The sequence below is a fragment of the Sphingomonas sp. BL-S-25 genome, from assembly GCF_055521555.1.
On sequence record NZ_CM145486.1, the window covers coordinates 2,975,102 to 2,998,039 of the forward strand.

Consider the following 22,938-nt stretch of genomic DNA (forward strand, 5'->3'; position numbering starts at 1 on the left):
GCGATAGCCGGTCTGGTCGAGCTTGGGCGGCTCGACTTCACGGCACCCCCGTCGCTCCGATTGCCAGCGTCGCGCCAGTGGCGCATGCTGTGGGCATGAGGTTCCCGAGAGGACACGCATTGCGGCGCTGGCAGTTGATCGTCGACTGCGTGATCTTCGTCATGGTGGCGGGGGTCGTGACCCTCTTCGTCGCCGGCATGGGCGACTGCGGAACGGCCCGCGACGCGCAGGACTATCAGGCGTGCGTGGCGTTCACGCGCTGGAAGCTGTTCTTCTGCCTGCTCGGCACGTGTTTGATCTTCCCCTTCTGGCTCGGCCGCAGGTTGCGCCGCTGACGCCATGGGATCGTGCATGCCACCTGAGGAACGTGAATGGACAAGCTCGATCTCAAGAAGCAGTTCCGGGCGTTGTTCGCGCCCTCGTCGCGCGACTTTTCCGAAGTGGATGTACCGACCCTGGCGTTCGTGAAGGTCGATGGCGCGGGCGATCCGAACACCGCGCCCGACTATCGGACCGCCGTCGAGTGACTCTACGGTGTCAGCTACGCGATGAAATTCGCGGCGAAGGCGCGGCTGGGCCGCGACTATGTCGTCCCGCCGCTGGAGGCGTTGTGGTGGTCGGACGATCCCGGCAGCTTCGTCCGGCGCGAGAAGGATCGCTGGCGCTGGACGGTCATGATCATGGCGCCCGATTTCGTCACGCCGGAGATGTTCGAGGATGCCGTGACGAAGACGCGGCGAAAGCGCGACGATCGCCCCTCGACGCTGCGCTTCGAGCCCCATGTCGAGGGGCGCTCGCTGCAGATCCTGCATATCGGCAGCTATGACGACGAAGGGCCGACGCTACATCGACTGCACGAGGAGGTGATGCCGCGCCTCGGCGTCACCTTCGCCGGCCCGCACCACGAAATCTACCTGAGCGACCCGCGCAAGACCGAGGCTGCGAGGCTGAAGACGATCCTGCGACAGCCGGTGCGGGCGGTCTGAAGCGCCGGCAGGCGGGTGCTCACCAGTCCGCCCAGCACACTTCATACTTGCGCCACAGCCTCGCGCAATCCGACATTATCTCGCCGACGCGCGGTCTGAACTCGCCAAAGCCCGGCGGACCCGGGCCGTTCATCACGTCGCCGGACTCGTCATAGACGATCGATCCGGCCATCCAGCGGCTCCCGTCGGGACGGAACATCACGCGCAACGGCGGTCCGTGCTCGATGCGATAGGCCAGGCCGACATGGTTTGGGCCTTCGGTCGGTTCCGACCGGGCGACTTCGCGCGGGACCGAAGGCGCGCGGGCGATGATCGCCTCATATTGCCGATGCTCGACCGTCAGCCGGGCGAGGTGACCAAGCATCGTTCCGACGGCGCCAAGATAGGCGGCCGCGGGAAAGGACAGGATCAGCAAGCCGAAGGGCATCGCCATCCACCATCCGCTCAACCATTTGTCGCTCTGCCGATCCAGCTTGATCGCGCGGATCAGCCAGTAGACCGCACCCCCGATCGCCGCGGCGGCTGTGACGACCAGGCCGATCAGGAAGGCCAGCATCCCGCCATGGCCCGTCCAGGGGCCGGCCGCGCCACAGACCAACGCGATCAGCCAGACGATCAGGAAATAGCGCAGCGCGCCTCGCGCATAGTCGAGCGTCGGCTGGTCGATCTGCGGCAGCCGGATCAGCGGCATGCGATGTCGGCGCCACAAGCGATGCGGTTTCGCAGGGTTAGCGGTATCCGCAAGGTCAGGCGCTTCATCCAGTCCTCTCCGGATCGCCGCTTCACTGCCGTCGGCGCGGCGCCATGCAACCACATCGCGCGCGTTGCGCCAAGCCGGATCCGAACCGCGTGTCGAGGCCGCGCAGGCTCGTCCCCATAATCGCAGGACAGTCGTGGACCCCGAGTGCAGCAACCCGGTGTTCCGGCGAAGGCCGGAACCCAGTCCAGCGAGCCTCTGCGCTCGGCCGGGCCACATCCGCCATAGCTGGGCTCCGGCCTTCGCCGGAGCACAGGGCTGATCCTAGAGTGGACCGGCCCGGTCAGTCAGCCCGGCGAGCCCGGCTGGCGCGGGGCGCTTTCCTCGTCGCCCTCGGCGGGGGCGTTGCTCGATCGGCCGCTCTCGGTCGCGCCGGCCGCGCTATCCGAGTCGCCGGTCGAATCCTCTTCCTCCTCGCGCGCGATTGCGTCGGTATAGGCGGCGCTTTCGTCGGCGATGCCGGCCGCCTCGCTGCGCTCGGCGATGTCGTCGAAATTGCGGTCGCGATCCTTGTCGGTCATGGCTGGTCTCCTCGATCGTTCAACCGCCCCGCGGGTCCGGCGTTCCGTGGCGGCGCAATCGAGGCAGGATCGGCCGCTTCTCGATCGCGTGGGTTGACGTGTGCAGGCGCTGCCCGCATCGATAGGGCCGCCGCGTCCTGCGGCGTGCGCATGGGGTGACGGATGAGCGACGGCGATGCCTTTCCCGGGTTCGGCCGGGAGCTGACCGAAACCCGGGTCGGGCGCGAGATCGTCGCCACCGACTGGAACCGGTCGGTGCTGGGTCCGCCCGATCGCTGGCCGCGCGCGCTGGTCACCCTGGTGTCGACCATGCTGGCCTGTCCGACGCCGATGTTCCTCGCCTGGGGGCCCGAACTCACCAGCTTCTACAACGACGCCTATCGCCCGGTGCTCGGCCTGCGCGCCGATGGCGCGCTCGGCCGTCCGTTCCGCGAATTGTGGGGCGACATCTGGGACGATATCGGTCCGCTGGTCGATGCGACGCTGGCCGGCGAGAGCACGAGCGTCACCGACATGAAGCTCGACCTGCACCGGCAGGGCGAGCCCGAAGAAAGCTGGTGGAGCTTTTCCTATTCGCCGGTGCGCGACGATGACGGTGCGATCGCCGGGCTGTTCTGCGTCACCGGCGAGACGACCGAACGGATCCTGGCGCAGCGCGACCGCGACGAGTCGGATGCGCGGCTTCAGAATGCGCTGTCGGTGGGCGAGGGGATCGGTACCTGGGAATGGGACGTCGCGACGGGCCTGGTGACGGCCGATGCGCGCTATGCGCAGTTGCACGGCCTTGAGCCGGCCATCGCCGCGGCGGGGGCGCCGGCAAGCGCCTTTTTCGACCGGGTCCATCCCGAGGATCAGCCGCGCGTGCGCGAGGCGCTTCAGCGCGCGGTGGCCGATGGCAGCCTGTTCCGCGAGGAATATCGGCTGGTCGAGGAGGGGGGCGCGGTGCGCTGGCTCCAGTCGCTGGGCCGCTGCATGGCGGGCACGATCGGCGACTGCGCCCGCTTTCCCGGCGTCAGCTACGATATTACCGAGCGGATGCAGGCGACCAAGGCGATCGAGGCCGCCAAGGACGAGCGGGATTTCGTCGCGGCGCTGAGCGCGCGCCAGCGCGACCTCGCATCCCCCGATGCGATGCTGCGGCTGGCGGTCGAGGCGCTGGGCGTGCGCTTCGGTGCCGATCGCTGCGGCTATTATCGCGCGCTGCCCGGGGGACGGATCCGCATCGGTCCGGTGTGGAGCTCCAGCCGGATGGCGCCGCTGTCGGGCGAGCATGAGGTCGAGTTCTGCGGCGAGCGTATTGCCGAGGCATGGGAAAGCGGCGTCGCGATCAGCTATAGCGACGCCGAGCATGATCCGCTGGGCGGGCTGGACACGATCGCGGCGATGGGCGTCCGATCCGGACTGACCGTGCCGATCCGGCGCGCGGAGCGCTTTCATTCGGCCTTTTTCCTTCATTCCGATCAGGTGCGCGACTGGAGCGAGGACGATATCGCGCTGGTCCGCGAAGTGGGCGAGCTGACCCTGCTGGCGGTCGAGCGCGGCGAGGCGATGATCGGGTTGCAGAGCCGCGTCGCGCAGCAGGAAAGCGAGCTGCATCATCAGACCGCCGGGCGTGAGCAGGCCGAGAGCCAGGTGCGCCAGCTGCAGAAGATGGAGGCGGTCGGCCAGCTGACCGGCGGCATCGCGCATGATTTCAACAACATGCTGGCGATCGTGATCGGCGGGCTCGACCTGATGGAGCGCAAGCTCCAGCGCGGCGATACCGATGTCTCGCGCTATCTGGTGTCGGCGATGGACGGCGCCACCCGCGCCGCGGCGCTGACCCAGCGGCTGCTCGCCTTTTCGCGTCAGTCGCCGCTCGATCCCGAACCGATCGACCTGGGCACGCTGATCTCCGGCCTGACCGAGATGCTGGAGCGCACGCTGGGCGAGCGGGTGCGGCTCAGGACCAGCCTGGGCGGCAACCTGTGGCAGGTCCATGCCGACAGCAACCAGCTGGAAAGTGTGATCGTCAATCTCGCGGTCAATGCCCGCGACGCGATGCCCGATGGCGGCACGCTGACGATCGAGGGCGGCAACGCCCATCTCGACGAGGCCTATGCCCGGGCGGAGGATGTGCCCGAGGGGCAATATGTCCTGCTCGCGATCACCGACACCGGCATCGGCATGTCGCCCGAAGTGCTGGCCAAGGCGTTCGATCCGTTCTTCACCACGAAGACGGTGGGCAAGGGTACCGGCCTCGGGCTCAGCCAGGTGTTCGGTTTCGTCCGCCAGTCGGGCGGCCATGTGAAGATCCTGTCCGAACCGGGCCGGGGAACGACGGTGAAGGTCTTCCTGCCGCGCTATCTGGGCGATGCGCCCGCGATCACGCGCCACCGCGCCTCGGGCCAGGCGCTGGGCGGCGATGCCGGGGAGCTGATCCTGCTGGTCGAGGACGAGGCGCGGCTGCGCGAGTTCGCGGTCGAGGCGCTGCGCGACCTGGGCTATACCGTGGTCCATGCCGGCAGCGGCGAGGAAGCGCTGGCGATGATCGAGGCGGGGCAGGGCGCGACGCTGTTGCTCAGCGACGTGGTGATGCCGGGCATCAACGGGCGCCAGCTGGCCGACATCGCCCTGACGAGGATCCCGGACCTCAAATTGCTGTTCATCACCGGCTATACCCGCGACGCGGTGGTCCATGACGGGGTGCTCGATCCCGGCACCAACTTCCTGTCCAAGCCCTTCGGCATCGATCAGCTGGCTGCCAAGGTGCGCGAGGTTCTGGATGGGTAAGGCTGCCTTGTGCTCCGGCGAAGGCCGGAGCCCAGTCGGGTAAGCCTTTCGAGTTTCGCGAAAGCTCTCCGTCGCCGTGGCTGGGCTCCGGCCTTCGCCGGAGCACGGGGTTGCAGCGTGTCTTCTTTCGACGCCTCGCTCGCGCAGCGTCTAACACCCGCAAACGAAAATCCCCCGGGAACGACTGGCGTTCCCGGGGGACATTTCACTGCTTCGGATCGGTGGGATCAGAAGCGGAAGTCGACACCTGCGTAGAGCATGCGGCCGTACAGATCATAGGTGTTCGCCGAAGTCTGCGTGCCCGGGAAGGTCACGAGGTTCGTGTCACCGAAGATCGGGGGCTTCTTGTCGAACATGTTGTCGACGCCGAGGTAGAAGGCGTACTTGCGGCTCGATTCCGGCTCGAACCGGATCTGCGCGTCGTGATACCAGAAGGCACCGGTGCGGATCGGCGTCGGCGAGGTCAGATCGTCCACCACCGACGACAGGTAGTTCACGCGCCAGTTCAGCGACACGCCGTCGAAGCGTGCGGTGGCCGATGCGTTGACCTTGTCACGGAAGCCGGTTCCGAGACGGCCGCAGCCATAGCAGTCCAGCTGGCCGAGCTCATCCTGAACCGGGCCGCCGACATACGAGGTCTGCTGCTGCTTCAGCAGATGCGTCCAGCGCAGATCGAAATCGATCCGCGCATTGCTGCCGATCGCACGACCATAGCGCAGCTGAGTGTCGATGCCCGACACCTCGAACGAACCGGTGTTCAGGTTCGGCGCATTGACGCTGACCAGATACCCGTCCGAACCGCGGACGATGCTGTTGCAGAAGATCGCTTCGCCACCACCGGTGATGCACTCGTCCAGCGACGTCTGCTGGCCGATGATGCCGATCGCGTTCTCGACCTTGATGTCGTAATAATCGACCGTCAGGCTGAGGCCGGGCACGAAGCTCGGCTGGAACACGCCGCCCAGGGTCAGCGTCTTCGCGGTTTCCTCACGCAGGTTCGGATTGCCGCTCAGGAACCCGTTGACGTTCTGGATCTGCGCCGTCGAGTAGACGAAGCCGCCATTCGCCACCGCCGCCGCGATCGCCGGGTTGGCGAGACAGGCTGCAGGCAGGCTCGGCAGGCCGGTCGTCGGCGCGTCGTCGCCCAGGCCGCGGCCCTGGTCGCACGGGTCGACCACTGCCGGGAAGGTCTCGTTCTGCGCCGAGTACAGTTCCGAGATGTTCGGGGCGCGGGTCGCCTCGGCATACATGCCGCGGAAGCGCAGGTCACGGATCGGAGCCCATTCCGCACCGGCGTTCCAGCTCCACACGCCACCGACGGTCGAATAGTCGGCATAACGGGCCGCACCGCGGATCGTCAGCGCATAGAAGAACGGACGGTTCGAGATGATCGGCGCCTCGACTTCGACGAAGCCTTCCTTGACGTTGTACGAACCACGGGTGTCGGTGAGCTTGTTGCCCAGCGTCAGGCCCAGGTTGGTCGCCTCGTCAAAGTCCTCGGTGCTGCGCTCGTGGCGATACTCGCCGCCGACCGCGAAGTTGAGCGGCCCGCCCGGCAGTTCGAACAGGCTGCCCTGCAGCGAGCCCGACACCACGTCCTGCTTCACCCGTGCTTCATAGCGAGTCCGAGTGCCATTGCGCGTGACATATGCAGCCGCTTCCGGCGAAACGGTGTTGAAGCCGAAGATGTTGATCGGCACGCAGTTCGGGTCGTTGTTGTTCGGGTTCGCATCGACGTTGATCGAGCAGACCGGACCGTTGGGACCGGCAACCGCGTTCAGCGCGTTGGCATATTCCGGACCGAACACCGTGCCCGACTGGGTGATGTCGCGGGTTTCGCCGTGCGTGTAGTACAGGTCGTACTTCAGGTTCGAACCCAGATCGCCGCGGATACCAGCGACGGCGCGCCAGGTTTCACGATCATTCTGGTTGCTACGATCGAAGATGTCGTTTGAACGGCGGCGGAAGGCGAGGTTGGTGACACCGTCTGCGATCATCTGATTGCGGATCGCCGTCGGGATGAACGGGTTGGTGATCGGGATACCGGCGAACGCGGTGCCGTCGGCATAGAGCAGGTCGGTGTTGGCAACCGCCTGGGGCTCGAGGCCGCTGCGCGACTTCGACTTAGCATACTGGAACTCGCCGTACACGGTGGCCGCGGGCGAAATCTCGAACTTGCCCATCGCCGAGCCGAGGTAACGCTCGACCGGCAGCGCCAGATAGCGGTCGGCATTGCGGTTATAGCCGTCGATGTTCGCGCTCTGATAGTTCTTCAGATTGTTGAAGGCATCATAGGTGAACGTGCCGGCGCCGGGCGCGAAGCTGCCGTCCGGGCTGAAGAGGCCCTGGGCGTTGAACGCGCTGCGGTTGGGGTTGTCGACGGCCGAGAAGCCGCGGTTGCGCGAGCGCAGGCCTTCGTCACGGTCATAGCTGCCCGAAACCACGATGTGGCCGCGGCCATCGGCGAAGCTCGTGCCGGCAACTGCCGAGATCAGCTGACGCGCTGCGTCACCCTTGTCGGTCAGGTTTGCCTGGCCATGGAGGCGCAGGCCCTGAAACTCGTCGTCGAGGATGAAGTTGACCACACCCGCGATCGCTTCCGAACCGTACAGTGCCGATGCGCCGCCGGTGACGACCTCGACCTGCTTGATCAGGTCGGTCGGGATGGTGTTCAGGTCGACGATCGACGTGCCGGGGATGCCCGCGACGAAACGACGGCCGTTGACGAGCACGAGCGTGCGCGACGAGCCGAGGTTGCGCAGGTTGACGGTCGCCTGACCGTTGCCGGTGGTCGAGAAATTGCTCGAGGTGCGGCTGATGTTCTGGCCCACGGCCGGCAGTTCGGCCAGCACGTCCTGGATGTTCGCGGCGCCGGTGCGCTGGATTTCCTCGGTGCTGACGACGGCGACCGGAACCGGGGAGGTCAGGTCGGTACGGGCGATGCGCGAACCGGTGACGACGATCACGCCGCCGTCTTCGGCCTGCGTGTCTTCAGCCTGGGTCGGTGCGGCGTCCTGGGCGTGCGCGACACCGCCCAGCGAAAGCGCCAGCGCAAGCGCGACCGGCGACGCAGCGCGTCCCCATGCGCCGCGGGTTTGTCCCTGATACTTCATTGTTACTCCACTCGTTACAGACCCCCGTACAAGGGGATCGTGGTTACGCGTTGCCCGGCAAACATGTCCGTGACGTTTCCGTGACGGCAGCCCCCCAAGCGTACTGACGGCCCAAGATCAACCATTTTGGATGTCGTGTGCGGAGAGGATAGCCGTTCGCACGCGCACCATAGGTGTAGCCAAGCCGCTGAACGCCTTGGACTCTGCAGATATCCTTGGATTTCTGCGGGTTTCTGCAGCCTTGTCGTTATTCCCGGCGGGGTTGCAGTTATGCAACAGTTCGCACAGACGGAACGGACCAGCGGGGGCGCGACGAAAGGGTAGAGCGATGTTCACACGGCGATCGGCAATGCTCGCGATGGCAGCGGCCGCCTCGGTCGGAACGGCGCGCGCGGCGGGCGATCGGCGTGCAAGCGAGCCGCTGTTCTTCGACTCGCTCAGCTTCCTGCCCGACGATCTGGCCGACATCCGCCGCGCCGGACTGGGCGCGATGATCGCCGATATTTCGGAGATCATCGAGGTGCGCGATGCCGACAATGTCCCGCGTTATCACCGCAACTTCGCCGCCAATGATCCGGCGATCGACAAGGCGGTCGCGCGCCTCGCCAACTCGCCCTATGCCCATGTCGCGCTGAAGGGCAGCGACATCGGCAAGCGCCCGGGCTGCGCGGTGTTCCTCCAGTTCCAGTCGACCGAGATGATCGGCGACGACCTGTCGCGCCTCGCCCATTTCCACGCCAAGGGGCTGCGCGTCCTGCAGTTCACCCATCATAACAACACCGCCTTTGCCGGCGGCGCGCTGGAGGTGAAGCAGTCGGGCCTGACCCCGCTGGGGATCGAGGGGCTGGCCGAGATGAACCGGCTGCGCATCCTGCCCGACGTGTCGCACGGATCCGACGCGACAATGCTCGAGGCGGCAAAGCGGTCGACCACCCCGATCGCGCTCAGCCACGGCGCGGTGCGCGCGATCGTCGACCACCCGCGCTGCGCCCCCGACGAGGTGATCCGCGCCATTGCCGGGCGCGGCGGGGTGATGGGCATCTTCATGATGAGCTTCTGGCTGACTCGCAACAAGGTCCCGACCGTCGCCGATTACATCGCCAATATCCGCCATGTCGTGAAGGTCGGCGGGATCGACGCGGTCGGGGTTGCGAACGACTTCCCGATGGCCGGCCAGACCAATCTGGTGAAGCTGAACAACGACAATGCCAGGGGCGTGCAGGAATATCTGGAATGGTGGCGCGCGATGCGCGGCCTGGGCATTGCCGGCTTCGAATGGACGCCCGAACATGTCGTCATCCCCGAACTGAACCGCATCGACCGGATGCAGCGCATCCACGACGCGCTGAAGGCATCGGGCTTCCGCGCGCGCGAGGTCGACAAGATCATGGGCGGCAACTGGCGCCGGCTGATGACCGACGTGCTGGGATAGGCGTTTCGGGATGCGCCTGTTGGCGCATTGCGGTGTCGGCCCGCTCTCCCACCCGACCACCCAACGGCAGTATCATATGGGTGGTCGGGTGGGGGAGCGGGCTGGTGCAGTCCTGAAAATCGCTCTTTCGCGATTTTTCAAACCATTCCCTCAGTCGTCGCTGCGGCCGCTGGTCTCGCGGTCGCGCGGATAATGATGGGTCAGCGCGAAGGGCGGCAGCCAGGCCTCGCGGCGGATCGTCCAGTTTTCATAGGTCGGCACGAACCGGTCGGGCGCATCGAACGTGCCCAGATGGACCTCGATCTCGTCGCCATAGCGCGCGAACAGCGACGACCCGCACTCGGCACAGAAATGCCGCGCCTGATAGGCGCGCGTCTCGCCGGTGACGGTGACTGCATCCTCGGCAAAGATCGCCGCGGCATAGAAGAGCGCGCCGTGATGCTTGCGGCAATCGAGACAGTGGCAGATGCCGACGCGGTAGGGTTGGCCCGTCGCCACGATCCGCACCGCCCCGCACAGGCATCCGCCGGTCACCTGGTTCATTGCGCTCTCCTTGCACGGACCGAACGACGTCGCGCTCGTTCGGTTTCCAACCCTCTCCTCCCCAGGAGCCTGCGGCTCCGGGTTCAAGCGAATGGGGGAGGGGTTCGCAACAGCTGTGGCAGCCCCCTCCATCACGATGCTACGTGTACCAGCTCGCACTGATGACCGTTTGGCACTGCAATAGAGGGGCATTTTTCGCGAGAATTGTGTGAGACGCTGGCGATCGGTGGGCGCACATTCGTTGAGACGCGAATAAAATACGCTGCCACGGACGCGAGATGTCAGCCAACCGCCGCGCGATCGCGGACACGGCGGTTAGAACGATGGTGCTGCCGCGCGCGTATCGCCGAATAAATAGTGGCGGGACCAGACCTGAGTTGTGGCTCTTTTATTTGTGAGCTATGATAACCGGAATGATGAAAGGCTCGCTAAGCTTACCATCGACAAGGAAGGCCGCGTTCTAAATCCTCGTGTCAAGCTGCAACTGGTCGCGGGGTTGGGCAGCGGCAAGCTGGGTGTGGTTCACGGCATTGTCGTCCACCAGACCGGCGGCTCGTCGGCGCAGGCTGCGATCGCTGGCTATCGCACACGTCCCCTGGGCACGCATTTTCTAATCGATAAGGATGGCACCATCTATCAGACGGCTTCGCTGCTCTACTACACCAACCATATAGGACTGTTGAAGCCGCGATGCTTGATGGAGAATAGGTGCTCGCCGGTGGAAATGAAAAATACGCGAAATTTAATCCTAAAGGCCACAGTAGGTTAGAGCTCAAGAAAAGCTTCCCTTTGCGCTATCCGTCAAACAAGGACAGCATAGGAATTGAGCTTGTCGGCGAGTTTATCACATCTGCAAAGAGATACGTAGATGTTACAAGCGGACCAGAATGCCGCACTTCAATGGCTGGTTCGCGAAATTTCACAGACTTTGCACGTATCCATGTCAGAGATATATAGACATCCCACGTTATCATACAAACAGCCAACGGAAGCAAAGACAGCACGATGGTAATGTTTCTACTCGCCGCAGCACTGGTGTCGGGGCAATGCACGACGGCCAGCGAGTATGTCCCACCACTTTGTCCCACTCGGCTTCCCCGTATACAGCGAATCATGATCGAGCATAACGGTATCAAGGCCTATGAGGAGGCACCGTATAACCTCGACTGCTCGAAATTTCAGTTGACCCAGGAACAGGTCCGCCAGTTCTTGAGCAAAGCCAGGCAGACCGATCCGCAAGCAGCCGACGCCACGCTGGACCGATCGCCCTGTCGCGCAAGTGGTCGTGTCCTTTTCGTTGATGGCAGCGTCGGGACGTGGGAGATCGAGCAGCTTCGGGTCGGTACCCTGTCCCTGCCGGACGGTTCCGAGGTGATGCTGTTCTGCAGGCGTTGCAGGGGGCCGTTCATCGGCTGAGCGATCCGCGCCCGCTGGCACCGGTCGAGCGCCGGTTCCTACGCCCCGAACGCCCCGTCGATCGTGTGCATCGCCCCGGTCACGAACCCCGCCTCGGGCCCGGCCAGCCACGCCACCATGCCGGCCACTTCCTCCGCGCTGCCGTGGCGCTTGATCGCCATGAAGCTGTGCAGCAGGTCGCGCATCGGGCCGTCCGCGGGGTTGGCGTCGGTGTTGATCGGGCCGGGCTGGACCACGTTGATCGTGATGCCGCGCGGGCCGAAATCGCGCGCCAGCCCGCGCGCCAGTCCCTGCAGCGCCGACTTGCTGAGCGCATAGGAGGCCATGCCCGGCACCGGCATGCGGTCGCCATTGACCGATCCCATCACGATGATCCGCCCGCCCTCGGGCATCTGCCGCGCCGCCTCGACCGATGCGTGATAGGGGGTGTGGACGTTGATCCGCAGCAGCCGGTCGATCGCGTCGGGATCCTGGTCCAGCGCGTCGCCGAAGATCGCGATGCCCGAATTGACGACCAGCACGTCGATCGGCCCGCTCTCGCGCACCCGTGCGATCACCGCGTCACGGTCGGCACTGTCGGTCACCACCGCGGTGCTTCCCGTTTCCGCCGCCAGCGCCTGCGCCGCGTCATGCGATCCGGCATAGGTGAAGGTCACCCGCGCGCCATCGGCGGCAAAGCGCCGGACGATCGCCGCGCCGATCCCCCGGCTGCCGCCTAGAACGAGAATGGTCTTTCCGTGAAACGCGCCCATCGGGGCCTCCTTGAAAAATAATGTAGGAAGCGCTACATAAAACTAGTCATGCCGGGTTCAAGGAGTTTTGTAATCGTGACTACAAATAATCCTCGCCCGCGCGGCCGGCCGCGCCGGTTCGACCCGGACGGCGCCGTGGCGACCGCGCAAGCGCTGTTCCACGCCCGCGGCTATGATGCGGTCAGCGTCGCTGATGTCACCGACGCGCTGGGGATCAACCCGCCCAGCTTCTATGCCGCGTTCGGCAGCAAGGCCGGGCTCTATTCGCGCGTGCTCGATCGCTGGAGCGAAACCGGCGCAATCCCGCTCGCCGACATCCTGCGCCCCGATCGCCCGGTGGCCGAGGCGCTCGCCAAGCTGCTGGAACAGGCCGCCCGCCACTATGCCGCCGATCCCGCGATCGACCCGGCGGCGGCAGGCTGCATGGTGTTGGAGGGCACGCGCTGCGCCGATCCCGACGCCCGCGACGCCGCCCTTGGTTTCAGCCGCGCCGCGGAGGCGGTGATCCGCACCTTTATCGCCGCGCGCCATCCCGACGATGCGGACCGGCTGACCGATTTCGTGACGACCACCATGACCGGCCTGTCCGCGAGAGCCCGTAGCGGCCATGGCCTCGATCAGCTGCTGGCAACCGCGCGCCTCGCCGGCCTGGCGATCGGGCAAGCGCTGCCGGGCTAAAACCTTTCAATTCCGGCGTCACCCCGGCCAAAGTGCCGGGGTCCACCCGTCCTCCATCCCGGACCTGCGGTGGCGCGTGTCAGCGGCCCAGCGCGACGGACACCTCAAGACCTTCGGTCCGGGATGTGCCGACCGGTGGACCCCGGCACTGCGGCCGGGGTGACGGAGGCGTGGTGCCCAAGGTGCAGTCCGACATCCGAGACTGAACCATTTCGGCGGTGAGCGATTGACTCCCTAGCGCGGGTCCGGAACCCTGCGCGGATGAAAGGTGGCGCGACCGCGATGGCATATCTGGGCACCGCACTGGCAGCTGCGCTCTACTGGTTTGCCGCTGCCTGGCTGTGCTTCAGCATCACCGGCGCGGATCCGGTCGATGCGGTCACCGGCTCGGTGTCCCAGACGACGCGGCTGGCGATTGCCGGACTGCTGCTGGTCTTCGTGCTCGGCTTCGCGCTGATCGGCCGCGCCTGGCACCATCGCCGGAGGGGCATCAATGGCTGAGGAAATCGTTCGCGAGCTCACCCAGGGCGAGCTGCGCGAGGCGCGCTGGATGTACGGCGCCGGCATCGACTTCACCACGGTGCGCATCCACCGCGGCAAATATGCCTTCTGGCAGCCGAACGACACGGCGATGGCGCCCAACGGCCATGTCTATTTCCCGCCGCCGCTCTACAATGCCGACTTCTCCGCCAGCCCCAGCCTGATGTGGCTGCTGATCCACGAACTCGCCCATGTCTGGCAGATCCAGCGCGGCGTCTGGCTGAAGTTCCGCCGCGTGTTCATCGAGGGCGGGGTCTATGATTATGGCGCGATCGATCCGGCGCGCGACCTGACCGGCTACAAGGTCGAGCAACAGGCATCGATCATCGCCGACTGGTATCGCCTGCGTCACGGGCTGCGGCCGCATCATGGCAGCGGCCAGGCAGCGGATTATGAGACGATGATTCGCCGCGCTATCCCGGCCGCGACGCGGTGAAGGGACTTGCCGCCTGGATCGCCAAGGGGGTGCTCAGCGCCGCCTATTGGCTGTTCGCGCTCTATCTGGCGACGGGGCTGTTCATGGGCGACCGGATGGGGCCGGATGGCAGCATCGGTCCGTCCCTGCCACCGCTGCCGCCCTGGCTGTTCGCGGTTGCGGCGGTCGCGCTCTATGCGTTGCTGTCGTGGCTGTTCGACCGGCTGGTCCTGCGCCGCCGGTGACGGCGGACCCCAAGGCCCGCCGCCCGCTTAACGGTCAGTCGCGGCAATAGCCCTCGCCGTCCTTGACCTTCAGACAGTCCTTCTTGCCCGCCAGCCATTTCAGGCCGGTCGCATCGCCGGTCGAGGCGCGCAGCACCTGGTTGCCGTCGGGACGCTGGAACGCGATGCCGTCGCCGGTGGAGCTGCCGTCGAAAGTGCCCTTGTCGTCCAGCGTATATTGCATCTCCAGCTTGTAGTCGCCGGGCGTCGCTGCCTTCGAGATCACCAGATAGGTGCCCTCGACCCCGCGCCAGCGCCCGACCCAGCCGTCGTGATTCTCGGCTGCGGCAATGACGTTGCCCGCACCCTCGATGCCGTTGCCCACCGCCTCGGTCGCGTCGCGCGCGGTGTTGCCGACATCCTCGGCCCCGTCACGGATCGCGGCGCCCGCCGCATCGGCCGCGTTGCTGACCTCGTTCGCGGTGCGGTCCGCGGTGTTGCAGCCCGCCAGCGCCAGGGCGATCGGGGCGACGATATAGAATGCTCGCATGGTCCTCTCCGAGGGCGGGCGGCCCGCACAATCGCGGCGCCCGGCCATGCCGCTGCTTAAGTCGCGAGCGCGCCGAAGGTTGCGTGGGGCGTTGCACCGGTAACGCGGAACCGCGCCGTGCCGGGCGCGTCTGACCCCCTCGCGCCCGGCACCTGCGCCGGCGCCCAGGAGGCAAAGAATGACCGACGCGAAACAGCCGATGCAGGCCGACGGCGCGGGCACCGAGCCCGCCGACACCGACGACAATGGCGAACTGGCCTCACGCCGCGGCAAGGACCAGCCGGGCGAATCCGGCGGCGGCGCCTATCCCAACCCGCACACCGGCAAGGAGGAAGCGGGCGAGGGCGGCACCTTCCACGGCGGCCAGAGCGAACAGGCCTATCACGGCACCGGCCAGCTCGGCGACCAGAAGACCGGCGACCAGCCCAACTCCCCCTCGCGCGAGCGGTAGGCGGCGGGCCGCGCATCGCATCGCCTGCGGTAAGAGCACCCCGCGACAAGCCGGACGCAACAGGTTCCCCTCCCTGGAAGGGAGGGGCCAGGGGTGGGTGGGAGTCGGCTCCTGCGGCACCGTCCAGCCCAGCCCCCGGCCGACCCACCCCCAGCCCCTCCCTGGTCGGGGAGGGGAGCGGTCGGGATCGGTCCGATGGTGTTCGCTTCGCACTGGCGGTAGCGCCGCGGCACCACACCGGGGCCCTTCTCGCTGGTCGGAGCCGGTTGTTGCGCGGGTCAACGGCGATGGCGGAGCTGTACCGCCCGCCCAGGCTAGCAGGTGTCCAGTCGCCTCAGTCGGTTCCGTAACGCCACCAAGGCCTTGCGCCGCGGCTCTGCAAGGCCTGGAGCGTCATACTCCCCGCTATCGCCTTCCCGCATGCCGAAGCGGCGCCGGAGCACCATCTCCGCAGCTAGGATGTTCATGGCAATCACGTCGGGATGGGATTCGGTTTCGAGCGCGCTGTGCAGATTGGCCACGACTTTCGGTTCGACGCGCTTGAGGCGATCATGGATGTGCGCTTGCTGGGTGGCCGCCCATTTGCGCACCGCGACGCAGGGATCTCCGCTTTGCAGGAGGGCGAGGCGAGGGATGTCGGTCGCCTGGCCGCACCAGCCCAGCACGATGCACGCCTTTTCGCGGACGAAATCGTCAAAATGGTGAAGGTGTCGGCGCGCCAGCATGAGCGTCCCCGGTGCTCGCATCCGGCCAAGGATCTGCAGCCCGATGCCGATCACCAACGGCTCGGACTCCGTCTGCAGCCGCTCGAGCAGGTAGCCCGTCGCCGGCTTGCCCCACCAATGGAAGAAGGTCGCAAGCACTTCGCGCAGATCGGCATTGCCGGTGCGGCCGATCGCGTCGAAATGATACGCCATGGCATCGCTGGTTCCAGCAGCCAGCAGCTGCTCCTTGAACGCGAGGTGCGCCTCGAACGACGTGCTGGCCTCAGCCGCCTGAAAGGCTTCATCAAGCGCCTTATCCCGTGACAAGCTCACCAGCTCCCGGATCGCATTGAGGGTCGAGACGGATTGCCTGGCATCGGTTCGGCCCGGGTCGGTGCTCGCATCAATCAGCGCCGAAATTCGCGCGCGGACCCCGCCTATTCCTGCGCCGCGCCGAATTCCGATGCGTTGCGCCTCTCGGTGCCCGAGCGGCGATTGGCCAGTGCCTGCGCCACCCGGTCGAGCAGTTCGGCCTTGCGGTACGGCTTGCCCAGCACGTCATGGCCCAGCCGGTGCGGTCCGTCGGCCACCAGCTCCTCATTATAGCCGGTGGTCATCAGCACCGGCAGATCGGGGTCGATCGCCGCCACCGCCTCGGCCAGGCGGATGCCGTTCATGCTGCCCGGCATGACCAGGTCGGTGAACAGCAGGTCGACCGGGTCGCTCTCGCGCAGCCGCTCGAACGCCTTCAGTCCCAGGTCGCCGCTCTCGGCGGTGGTCACCCGGTATCCGGCATCGACCAGATTGTCGTGCGCCAGCGTCAGCACGTCGGGGCTGTCCTCGACCACCAGGATATGCGCGCCGGTCACCGGCCTGGTTTCCTGATGCGCCGCCGCGTGGGTGGGGGCGTGGATCCCCGCCGCGCGCTCGTCGGCGGTGGCGATCGGGAACAGCATCCGCACCGTCGTGCCCTTGCCGACAATGCTGTCGATCTCCAGCCGACCGCGCGATTGCTGGACGAAGCCGCTGGCCATGGCTAGGCCAAGGCCGGTGCCCTTGCCGGTCGCCTTGGTTGTGAAGAAGGGCTCGACCGCGCGTTCGGCGACATGGGGCGCCATGCCTTCGCCCTCGTCGGTCAGCTCGATCGTTACATAGTCGCCGGGGGGAAGCTGGCGCGCCGCGGCATCGCCGTTCAGGTGCAGCTTGCCCGTGGCGATGGTCAGCAGCCCGCCCGAGGGCATCGCATCGCGGGCGTTCAGCGCGATGTTCAGGATCGCCATTTCCAGCTGCTCGACATCGACCACCGCCGCCGGCAGGCCGCGGCGCAGGCTGAGGTGCAGCTCGACCGCACGGCCCAGCGAGCTTTCCAGCATGTCGACGAAATTGGTGATGCACGCGCCGACATCGACCGGCACCGGCGCCAGCCGCGTCTTGCGGGCAAAGGCGAGCAGCTGGCCGGTCAGCTTCGCGCCGCGCTCGGCCGCGCCGCGCGCCCGCGCGAGATAGGCAAGCTGACGCTCGTCCTCGGCGCGCGCCGACAGCAATTCGAGATTGCCGTTGATCACCTGGAGCAGATTGTTGAAATCGTGCGCCAGCCCGGCGGTCAGCTGGCCGATCGCCTCCATCTTCTGTGCCTGCTGGAAGGCCTGCTCGCTCTCGCGACGGCGGCTGACGTCCAGCTGGCTGGCGAAGAAATAGAGGAGGTTGCCGCTGGTGTCATAGACCGGGCCGATGAACACCGCGTTCCAGAAGGGCGATCCGTCGCGCTTGTAGTTCAGGATCTCGAGCGCGATCGATTCGCGCCGCGCGATCGCTTCGCGCAGCTCGGTCACCTGCTCGCGGTCGGTCTGTGCGCCCTGGAGGAAGCGGCAGTTGCGACCCAGCACCTCGCTTTCCTCGTAACCGGTCAGGTCGAGAAACGCCTTGTTGGCGAAGGCGATCGGATTGTCGTCCTGATTGGGGTCGGTCAGGATCATCGGCATCCGCGTCATCTCGATCGCGGCGAAGAACACGTCGCTGCGGTCGTCGAGACCCGGCCTGGTGATCACGCTCTCGCGCCAGTGGCGCCGCGCGCGGCCCGCGGTCGGCTCGCCCTCGCGCTCGGTCAGTGCGTCGCCCGCCGGAATCCCCGAGCTCTGGCCGCCCCCTTCGAACTCGCGCTGTTCGTCCGTCTCGTCCTGCTGCACGCTGCGGCTTTCCATCCGTTTCCACATTCGGCGCGAAGGTCACCCGCGGTCCGACTGGAGATAATGCACGTCACCCCCCGCGGGTTTCGCGACGCTCGACCAACGCTGTCGGTCGCGCGTCAGGCGGCTTAGCCCAGCTTCGGGGTTTGCGCCATCGTCAGCCCGCATCTCGCCGCGGGTCTGTGCCTGTGGCAATCCCGCATTGCCAGCGGCTGCCGGTGCGACGCATGCTGATGGGCATGAATAGGGCCCACGACCTGCCGCCGATCCCGCTGCGCGCGCTGCTGACCGGTCGCGTCGCGGCGCTGGGGGCGGGCGGGGTGACCAGCGGCATCGCCAAGGCGCCCGCCGCGGCGCCGCTGATGCTGCGCGAGGACGGGCTGGTCGGCGACGAGCAGGGCGACCTGCGCCACCATGGCGGGCCGGAAAAGGCGCTGCATCACTATCCGTTCGACCATTATGCGGGCTGGGCCGACGAGATCGGCGCCAAAGCGCTGCTGGCCGCGCCCGGTGCGTTCGGCGAGAACCTGTCGACGCTCGGCCTGACCGAGCGCGAGGTGGCGGTGGGCGACGTCTTTCGCCTGGGCCAGGCGGTGATCGAGGTCAGCCAGGGGCGGCAGCCCTGCTGGAAGCTCAACCGCCGCTTCGCCGTGCCCGGCATGTCGCGCCGCGTTCAGGACAGCGGTCGGACCGGCTGGTATTACCGGGTGATCGAGGGCGGCCGGGTCGCGCCCGACGCGGTGCTGACCCGGATCGACCGCCGCGCGCCCGGCTGGACGATCGACCGCCTGTCGCGCGCACTCTATGGCGCCGATCAGGACCGCGGCGAATGGGCGGCGATGGCCGCGCTCGACCCGCTGACGCCCGGCTGGCGCGCGCTGGCGCTCAAGCGGCTCGAGACCGGGCGGATCGAGGATTGGGACCGGCGGCTGTACGAACTGGCCGCCTGATAGGGACATTGCTTGGAAAATCGCGAAGGGGCGATTTTCCAGACGGTGCCGCAATGCGCCGAGAGGCGCATCCTCGAACGGCGCTCAAGCGTCGAGCGTCTTCACCTTGGCATCGGCCCAGGCCTTGCCCGCATCGCCGCCCCACAGCAGCCAGGCGATGAACCCGGCCGAGGGATCGCGGTCCGATCCCCACTCGTGCGTCTTCGCATTCTTGTCGACCTCATGCCGCGCGAAGAAGCTGTGCATCGACCGCACGTCCTTCGCCGACACCGCGTCGCGGTTCGCCAGCTGCCTTGCCCGGGCGACGCCGACATCGGTTCCGCCGCGCCCGAACTTCTCGCGCAGCCTGAGCCCGCGCCGCGCCGCCGACGCCATGCGCAGCGTCGGGGTGAAGCTGTCGTCCGCCACGCTCAGTCCTTCTTCAGCGCGCCGGGCTTGTGCGCCGCGCGCTTGCCCTCGCTCGTCTCGACGACATATTCGGGATTGTCCTTGGACGCGGCGACCTTGTGACCCTTGATCGTGGTGGGCGAGGTGACCTTCTTGACCACCTTGCCATGCGCGGTGCCGCCGTGACTCTTCCAGCTGACCTTGTCGCCCTTCTTGAGCTGCGTTGCCATCGTCCACTCCTGTTCCGGTTTGGCCGCCTCAACGCGGCGACCGCGCCGCCGGTTGCGCCGCGCCCGTCCGGACAGGTGAAGCCGCCGGCCATTTCTGGCACAGCACGGCGATGACCGCGCCCATCGACACCGCAACCGACCTGGCCATCCGCCTGCGCCGCGCCGCCTTCAACCGCGCCCTGGCCGAGCGCGACCTGCCGGCGATCGGCTCGATCCTCGCCCCTCAGGCGGTCCTGATCGCCGGCACCGACAGCGCGCTGCTGTCCGGCCGCAAGGCGCAGCTCCAGGCATGGAAACGCGAATTCGCCGCACCCGACCCCACCACCTACACCCGTACCCCCGACCGCATCGAACCAAGCCCCGCCGGCCCGATGGCACTGGAACACGGCCACTGGCAGGGCGTCACCACCTCCGGCACGGTGCTGGCCCATGGCAGCTACACCGCGAAATGGCGCAGGCTAGGCGCGGACTGGGTGATCGAGGCGGAGATCTACCTGACGCTGGGGTGAGGGGGTGGACTCGCATCGGCTCATACCACCCCGTGCTCCGGCGAAGGCCGGAGCCCAGCTCCGGCGTGCACGAGGTTTCGCGGGAGCCAATGGGCTATCCCGACTGGGTTCCGGCCTTCGCCGGAACACGGATGTGGCAACGGACGCGGTTGTGAGACCTAGGCGCGATTGTCCCGGGGATTAGCGGTGGGGCACAGCGCAAGTCTTATAGCCCCAAGTGCCGGCCCCTACCGAGCGGCACATCCCGGAGCGGAGATCGTCCAGGGCATCCGCCGGACCCACCCCGCACGCCACGACCACCGGCAGTCAGTCCCATGGCGGACCGGCCACGACCTCGACGCGCTGGTTCTGCGGCTCCTCGACACCGGCGGGCGCCGCCACCCGCGGTTGAGTGGTGCCCATCGTCTCCACCGCTATGTTGCGGGCCGGGAAACCGCGCCGGCGAACATAGTCGCGCACCGCCCGCGCCCGCCGCGCATCCAGCCTGCGCCTCTCGCCGGGGTCGGCATGTCCGCCGATCAGGATGGCGATGGCGCCGCATGGCTTTTCCCGCCACGCCCGGACCACCTCGTCCAGCGCGGCCCGCGCGGCCGGGTCCAGCTTCGCCGAGTTGCGCGGAAAGAACAGGATCCATGGCCCGGGGACGCAGCTGTGGAGCATCCGCCCGGCGGGAGGTGACGGCGCGGGATCGGACCGGGCCTGCACCGCGGGGGCAGCGGTCAGCGCCAGAAGAAGCGCGAATTGGACGAACCGGAGGCATCGCATCGGACTATGCTGCGCCTCAGCTCTCAGTCCGGCAGCGTTTCAGGAACCGTGACCAGATTGTTCGGTCGCGCAGCGTTAGCGAAATGCCGCCGCTCTGCCCGGTGGTGAAAAGCGCGATCATATCGCTCCTCGGGACGACGGTCAGCCGTTTGTCGTTCTTCGCCAGTCGGATCGTCAGGTCCCATCCACCGGCCGAATTCTTTACCGCCTGTGCCGGAAGCAACTCCATGCCTTCTCCGGCTTCCATCACGGATTGTCCCATCGCCATCATGCCCATCTTCGCTGCGCCCTCGGGCATCGCGGCGTCTGGCCCGTCGCCAATCTTCTCGCCCTTCAGATCGAGAAGCTTTGTGACAGCCGTCTGGGTGACGATCACGTCGCTGGCGGTGCATTCGAAGCGATAGGATTGCCCGGAGCCCAGTTGGAGCGACAGCACCTCGCCGCGACCGGCGCTGGCCGACTCGATCGTCCAGCCGCCCGCTTCGGTCTGGACCGCCGCGACGGACAATGCCGCCATCAGGCCAGGCATCGCGAAATTTCCCATGTCAGCCCCCTCCAGCGTGTGATCGGAGCGTAACGGCGCCGCCGCGGCGGTCAATCAGCACGTGCCCGATCGGACGGCAGAGGCTCGCGGTCGGCTGTTCGCAGGACCGACTACTCCAGGTTTGTCCCAAGTTCAGGTTCGGAGAATGGCGGCTACCGGATCGTCATCGCTGTTGAGTCTCCGGCCCGCTTGAGGCAATCCATCACCATGCCGAGTTCACGCCGCCTGGTCTCGCTGCTTTGGGATGCCGCGCGCGATCGTCCGCAGAATCGGTGGATGGTCACCCTGGCCGTCGCGCTGGTGATGGCCCCGGCGACGATGTTGTTCCCCATCACGCTGGGCTTCTTCGTAAAGCCGCTCTGGATGTTCGAAGACTGGCAGTCCTTCGAGTTCTTCATGCTCTTCTATGGCCTGCCCTGGATCGTCGCGGGCGGTCTGACCTATGCCGCCGCCACCGTCGGCGAGAAGCGCAGCGGCACGGCGCGCAGCGAATAGCGACGGCGTCAATACACGCCTGTGCGGCCGGGCGGCTGCGCGCCCCGGTTCGCGACGGGTAGAGTGGGACGCGGTCCCCCCTTCATCCCCCGTCATGCCGGCTGCAGTGCTGGCATCCACCGGGCGGCAGATCCCGGAGCGTAGGTGGCTGCGAGCCTTTGCGTCTGAGCACCCGGAGCCGCAGCACGCGCAGCAGTCAGGATCGATCGGCGACCCTTTGTGCCTTTGTGTCTTTGTGCGAAATCTCAGCCCGGCCTCCACAAACGAGTGCGCCAGAGCTGCTTGCGCAGAAACTAAGCAGGGGCGCGGTGACCGCCCGAATCCGCTACCCCTCGTCCTTCCCCGCCAGCAGCTTGCGCGCCTCGTGCAGGCGCCAGGACACGGTGCCCTCCGACACCCCCAGGATCGTCGCCGCCTCGGCGTGCGTCAGCTGCTCGCCCGCGACCAGCACCACCGCCTCGCGATATGCCGCGGGCAGGCCGGCGATGGCGCTTTTCAGCCACATCGCGTCGTGCAGTTCGCGCCCGTCCGGCCCCTTGCCCAGCCGCGCCAGCACGCCCAGCCGGTCGAGCAATCCGCCCCGGCTGCGCCGGCGGCGGTGCAGGTCGCGGCAGGCGTTGACGGTGATGCCGCACAGCCAGGTCGAGAATTTCGCCTCGCCGCGAAAGCCGCCGATCCGCTCGACCAGCGCACAGCACACATCCTGCGCGACATCCTCGGCATCGGCGCGCGATCCGGTCAGCTGCCACGCCAGGCCGTGGATGCGATCGTAATGACGCTCGATCAGCCGGGAAAAGGCATGGCGGTCGCCGGCGATCGCGGCGGCGACCAGCGGTGCATCGGGATCGGCCCCCGCCGGCGCCACGCCTCAGCGCCCGCCCGCACGCGGCGCCGCGGGGCACCGCGCACATGCTGGACCGCTGGACGATGCTTCCCCCGACATGGCCGCGCTTGTGCCCGATTTGCGCGGGGGATGCCATCGGCGACGGGCGGGCGGAGACTGCAATCCTCCACTCGC

General features: G+C 67.0%; 28 protein-coding genes. 15 read left to right on the forward strand and 13 right to left on the reverse strand.

The window, feature by feature from the left end; genetic code table 11:
* Positions 1-95 precede the first annotated feature (95 nt).
* From ACZ1H8_RS14300 to ACZ1H8_RS14310, 3 genes are read left to right on the forward strand one after another with little or no spacing between them, the layout of a single operon-like run.
* Positions 96-335 carry a hypothetical protein gene (locus ACZ1H8_RS14300; protein ID WP_465177844.1) on the forward strand — a complete coding sequence of 80 codons (240 nt, stop codon included), beginning with the start codon at positions 96-98 and terminating at the stop codon, positions 333-335.
* Positions 336-371: 36 nt separating this feature from the next.
* Positions 372-527: a hypothetical protein gene (locus ACZ1H8_RS14305; protein WP_465177845.1), complete on the forward strand. Its 156-nt coding sequence runs from the start codon at positions 372-374 to the stop codon at positions 525-527.
* A gap of 21 nt (positions 528-548) precedes the next feature.
* Entirely contained in the window at positions 549-986 is a 438-nt protein-coding gene (locus ACZ1H8_RS14310; protein ID WP_465177846.1) for a GyrI-like domain-containing protein, read from the forward strand.
* A 19-nt stretch (positions 987-1,005) separates the two neighbouring features.
* Here ACZ1H8_RS14310 and ACZ1H8_RS14315 read toward each other — a convergent pair whose 3' ends face one another.
* Positions 1,006-1,695 carry a hypothetical protein gene (locus ACZ1H8_RS14315; protein ID WP_465177847.1) on the reverse strand — a complete coding sequence of 230 codons (690 nt, stop codon included), beginning with the start codon at positions 1,693-1,695 and terminating at the stop codon, positions 1,006-1,008.
* A gap of 335 nt (positions 1,696-2,030) precedes the next feature.
* Entirely contained in the window at positions 2,031-2,264 is a 234-nt protein-coding gene (locus tag ACZ1H8_RS14320; protein ID WP_465177848.1) for a hypothetical protein, read from the reverse strand.
* 162 nt (positions 2,265-2,426) lie between these two features.
* On the opposite strand from ACZ1H8_RS14320, the gene ACZ1H8_RS14325 reads away from it, so the two are divergent.
* Positions 2,427-5,036 (forward strand): ATP-binding protein, encoded by a 2,610-nt coding sequence (locus tag ACZ1H8_RS14325; RefSeq protein WP_465177849.1) that lies wholly within the window; start codon positions 2,427-2,429, stop codon positions 5,034-5,036.
* A 227-nt stretch (positions 5,037-5,263) separates the two neighbouring features.
* Here the strand turns inward: ACZ1H8_RS14325 and ACZ1H8_RS14330 are convergent, their stop codons facing one another.
* Complete coding sequence (locus tag ACZ1H8_RS14330; RefSeq protein WP_465177850.1) at positions 5,264-8,149, reverse strand: TonB-dependent receptor plug domain-containing protein; 2,886 nt, start codon at positions 8,147-8,149, stop codon at positions 5,264-5,266.
* A 328-nt stretch (positions 8,150-8,477) separates the two neighbouring features.
* On the opposite strand from ACZ1H8_RS14330, the gene ACZ1H8_RS14335 reads away from it, so the two are divergent.
* Positions 8,478-9,581 carry a membrane dipeptidase gene (locus ACZ1H8_RS14335; protein ID WP_465177851.1) on the forward strand — a complete coding sequence of 368 codons (1,104 nt, stop codon included), beginning with the start codon at positions 8,478-8,480 and terminating at the stop codon, positions 9,579-9,581.
* A 150-nt stretch (positions 9,582-9,731) separates the two neighbouring features.
* On the opposite strand, the gene ACZ1H8_RS14340 is transcribed toward ACZ1H8_RS14335, so the two are convergent.
* Positions 9,732-10,124 (reverse strand): GFA family protein, encoded by a 393-nt coding sequence (locus ACZ1H8_RS14340; RefSeq protein ID WP_465177852.1) that lies wholly within the window; start codon positions 10,122-10,124, stop codon positions 9,732-9,734.
* 394 nt (positions 10,125-10,518) lie between these two features.
* Here ACZ1H8_RS14340 and ACZ1H8_RS14345 point away from each other — a divergent pair, with 394 nt between their 5' ends.
* Positions 10,519-10,893: an N-acetylmuramoyl-L-alanine amidase gene (locus tag ACZ1H8_RS14345; protein WP_465177853.1), complete on the forward strand. Its 375-nt coding sequence runs from the start codon at positions 10,519-10,521 to the stop codon at positions 10,891-10,893.
* Between the two features lie 344 nt (positions 10,894-11,237).
* A complete protein-coding gene (locus tag ACZ1H8_RS14350; protein ID WP_465177854.1) occupies positions 11,238-11,540 on the forward strand; it encodes a hypothetical protein in 303 nt (100 codons plus the stop codon).
* A gap of 38 nt (positions 11,541-11,578) precedes the next feature.
* Here ACZ1H8_RS14350 and bdcA read toward each other — a convergent pair whose 3' ends face one another.
* Positions 11,579-12,292, reverse strand: coding sequence for an SDR family oxidoreductase (bdcA, locus tag ACZ1H8_RS14355; protein WP_465177855.1), 714 nt, complete (start codon positions 12,290-12,292; stop codon positions 11,579-11,581).
* A gap of 75 nt (positions 12,293-12,367) precedes the next feature.
* Here bdcA and ACZ1H8_RS14360 point away from each other — a divergent pair, with 75 nt between their 5' ends.
* The 4 genes from ACZ1H8_RS14360 (at position 12,368) to ACZ1H8_RS14375 (ending at position 14,170) form a co-directional block, all read left to right on the forward strand.
* The gene (locus ACZ1H8_RS14360) at positions 12,368-12,970 is read left to right on the forward strand and encodes a TetR/AcrR family transcriptional regulator (RefSeq protein ID WP_465177856.1); all 603 of its coding nucleotides are present in this window, start codon (positions 12,368-12,370) and stop codon (positions 12,968-12,970) included.
* 261 nt (positions 12,971-13,231) lie between these two features.
* Positions 13,232-13,471 (forward strand): hypothetical protein, encoded by a 240-nt coding sequence (locus ACZ1H8_RS14365; protein WP_465177857.1) that lies wholly within the window; start codon positions 13,232-13,234, stop codon positions 13,469-13,471.
* Complete coding sequence (locus ACZ1H8_RS14370; protein ID WP_465177858.1) at positions 13,464-13,946, forward strand: eCIS core domain-containing protein; 483 nt, start codon at positions 13,464-13,466, stop codon at positions 13,944-13,946. Before ACZ1H8_RS14365 ends, ACZ1H8_RS14370 begins: the two co-directional genes overlap by 8 nt.
* The gene (locus tag ACZ1H8_RS14375) at positions 13,943-14,170 is read left to right on the forward strand and encodes a hypothetical protein (protein WP_465177859.1); all 228 of its coding nucleotides are present in this window, start codon (positions 13,943-13,945) and stop codon (positions 14,168-14,170) included. The genes ACZ1H8_RS14370 and ACZ1H8_RS14375 overlap by 4 nt, the downstream gene beginning before the upstream one ends.
* A gap of 34 nt (positions 14,171-14,204) precedes the next feature.
* On the opposite strand, the gene ACZ1H8_RS14380 is transcribed toward ACZ1H8_RS14375, so the two are convergent.
* The gene (locus tag ACZ1H8_RS14380; RefSeq protein ID WP_465177860.1) at positions 14,205-14,699 is read right to left on the reverse strand and encodes a hypothetical protein; all 495 of its coding nucleotides are present in this window, start codon (positions 14,697-14,699) and stop codon (positions 14,205-14,207) included.
* A gap of 178 nt (positions 14,700-14,877) precedes the next feature.
* On the opposite strand from ACZ1H8_RS14380, the gene ACZ1H8_RS14385 reads away from it, so the two are divergent.
* Positions 14,878-15,150 carry a hypothetical protein gene (locus ACZ1H8_RS14385; protein ID WP_465177861.1) on the forward strand — a complete coding sequence of 91 codons (273 nt, stop codon included), beginning with the start codon at positions 14,878-14,880 and terminating at the stop codon, positions 15,148-15,150.
* 314 nt (positions 15,151-15,464) lie between these two features.
* Here ACZ1H8_RS14385 and ACZ1H8_RS14390 read toward each other — a convergent pair whose 3' ends face one another.
* Positions 15,465-16,187: a HEAT repeat domain-containing protein gene (locus ACZ1H8_RS14390; RefSeq protein WP_465177863.1), complete on the reverse strand. Its 723-nt coding sequence runs from the start codon at positions 16,185-16,187 to the stop codon at positions 15,465-15,467.
* Positions 16,188-16,291: 104 nt separating this feature from the next.
* Positions 16,292-18,055, reverse strand: coding sequence for a PAS domain-containing protein (locus ACZ1H8_RS14395; protein ID WP_465177864.1), 1,764 nt, complete (start codon positions 18,053-18,055; stop codon positions 16,292-16,294).
* 224 nt (positions 18,056-18,279) lie between these two features.
* Between ACZ1H8_RS14395 and ACZ1H8_RS14400 the strand changes: the two genes are divergently transcribed.
* On the forward strand, positions 18,280-18,990 hold the full coding sequence (locus tag ACZ1H8_RS14400; RefSeq protein WP_465177865.1) for an MOSC domain-containing protein: 711 nt from the start codon (positions 18,280-18,282) through the stop codon (positions 18,988-18,990).
* A gap of 84 nt (positions 18,991-19,074) precedes the next feature.
* Here the strand turns inward: ACZ1H8_RS14400 and ACZ1H8_RS14405 are convergent, their stop codons facing one another.
* Both ACZ1H8_RS14405 and ACZ1H8_RS14410 read right to left on the reverse strand, forming a co-directional pair.
* Complete coding sequence (locus ACZ1H8_RS14405; protein WP_465177866.1) at positions 19,075-19,398, reverse strand: hypothetical protein; 324 nt, start codon at positions 19,396-19,398, stop codon at positions 19,075-19,077.
* Positions 19,399-19,400: 2 nt separating this feature from the next.
* On the reverse strand, positions 19,401-19,607 hold the full coding sequence (locus ACZ1H8_RS14410) for a hypervirulence associated TUDOR domain-containing protein (RefSeq protein ID WP_110149611.1): 207 nt from the start codon (positions 19,605-19,607) through the stop codon (positions 19,401-19,403).
* Positions 19,608-19,717: 110 nt separating this feature from the next.
* Here ACZ1H8_RS14410 and ACZ1H8_RS14415 point away from each other — a divergent pair, with 110 nt between their 5' ends.
* Entirely contained in the window at positions 19,718-20,116 is a 399-nt protein-coding gene (locus tag ACZ1H8_RS14415) for a nuclear transport factor 2 family protein (protein ID WP_465177867.1), read from the forward strand.
* 306 nt (positions 20,117-20,422) lie between these two features.
* On the opposite strand, the gene ACZ1H8_RS14420 is transcribed toward ACZ1H8_RS14415, so the two are convergent.
* Together ACZ1H8_RS14420 and ACZ1H8_RS14425 are read right to left on the reverse strand one after the other, a co-directional pair.
* Positions 20,423-20,881 carry an OmpA family protein gene (locus ACZ1H8_RS14420; protein ID WP_465177868.1) on the reverse strand — a complete coding sequence of 153 codons (459 nt, stop codon included), beginning with the start codon at positions 20,879-20,881 and terminating at the stop codon, positions 20,423-20,425.
* A gap of 16 nt (positions 20,882-20,897) precedes the next feature.
* A complete protein-coding gene (locus ACZ1H8_RS14425; protein ID WP_465177869.1) occupies positions 20,898-21,425 on the reverse strand; it encodes a hypothetical protein in 528 nt (175 codons plus the stop codon).
* 207 nt (positions 21,426-21,632) lie between these two features.
* On the opposite strand from ACZ1H8_RS14425, the gene ACZ1H8_RS14430 reads away from it, so the two are divergent.
* On the forward strand, positions 21,633-21,920 hold the full coding sequence (locus ACZ1H8_RS14430) for a hypothetical protein (RefSeq protein ID WP_465177870.1): 288 nt from the start codon (positions 21,633-21,635) through the stop codon (positions 21,918-21,920).
* 325 nt (positions 21,921-22,245) lie between these two features.
* Here the strand turns inward: ACZ1H8_RS14430 and ACZ1H8_RS14435 are convergent, their stop codons facing one another.
* On the reverse strand, positions 22,246-22,785 hold the full coding sequence (locus tag ACZ1H8_RS14435) for an RNA polymerase sigma factor (RefSeq protein ID WP_465177871.1): 540 nt from the start codon (positions 22,783-22,785) through the stop codon (positions 22,246-22,248).
* Positions 22,786-22,938 lie beyond the last annotated feature (153 nt).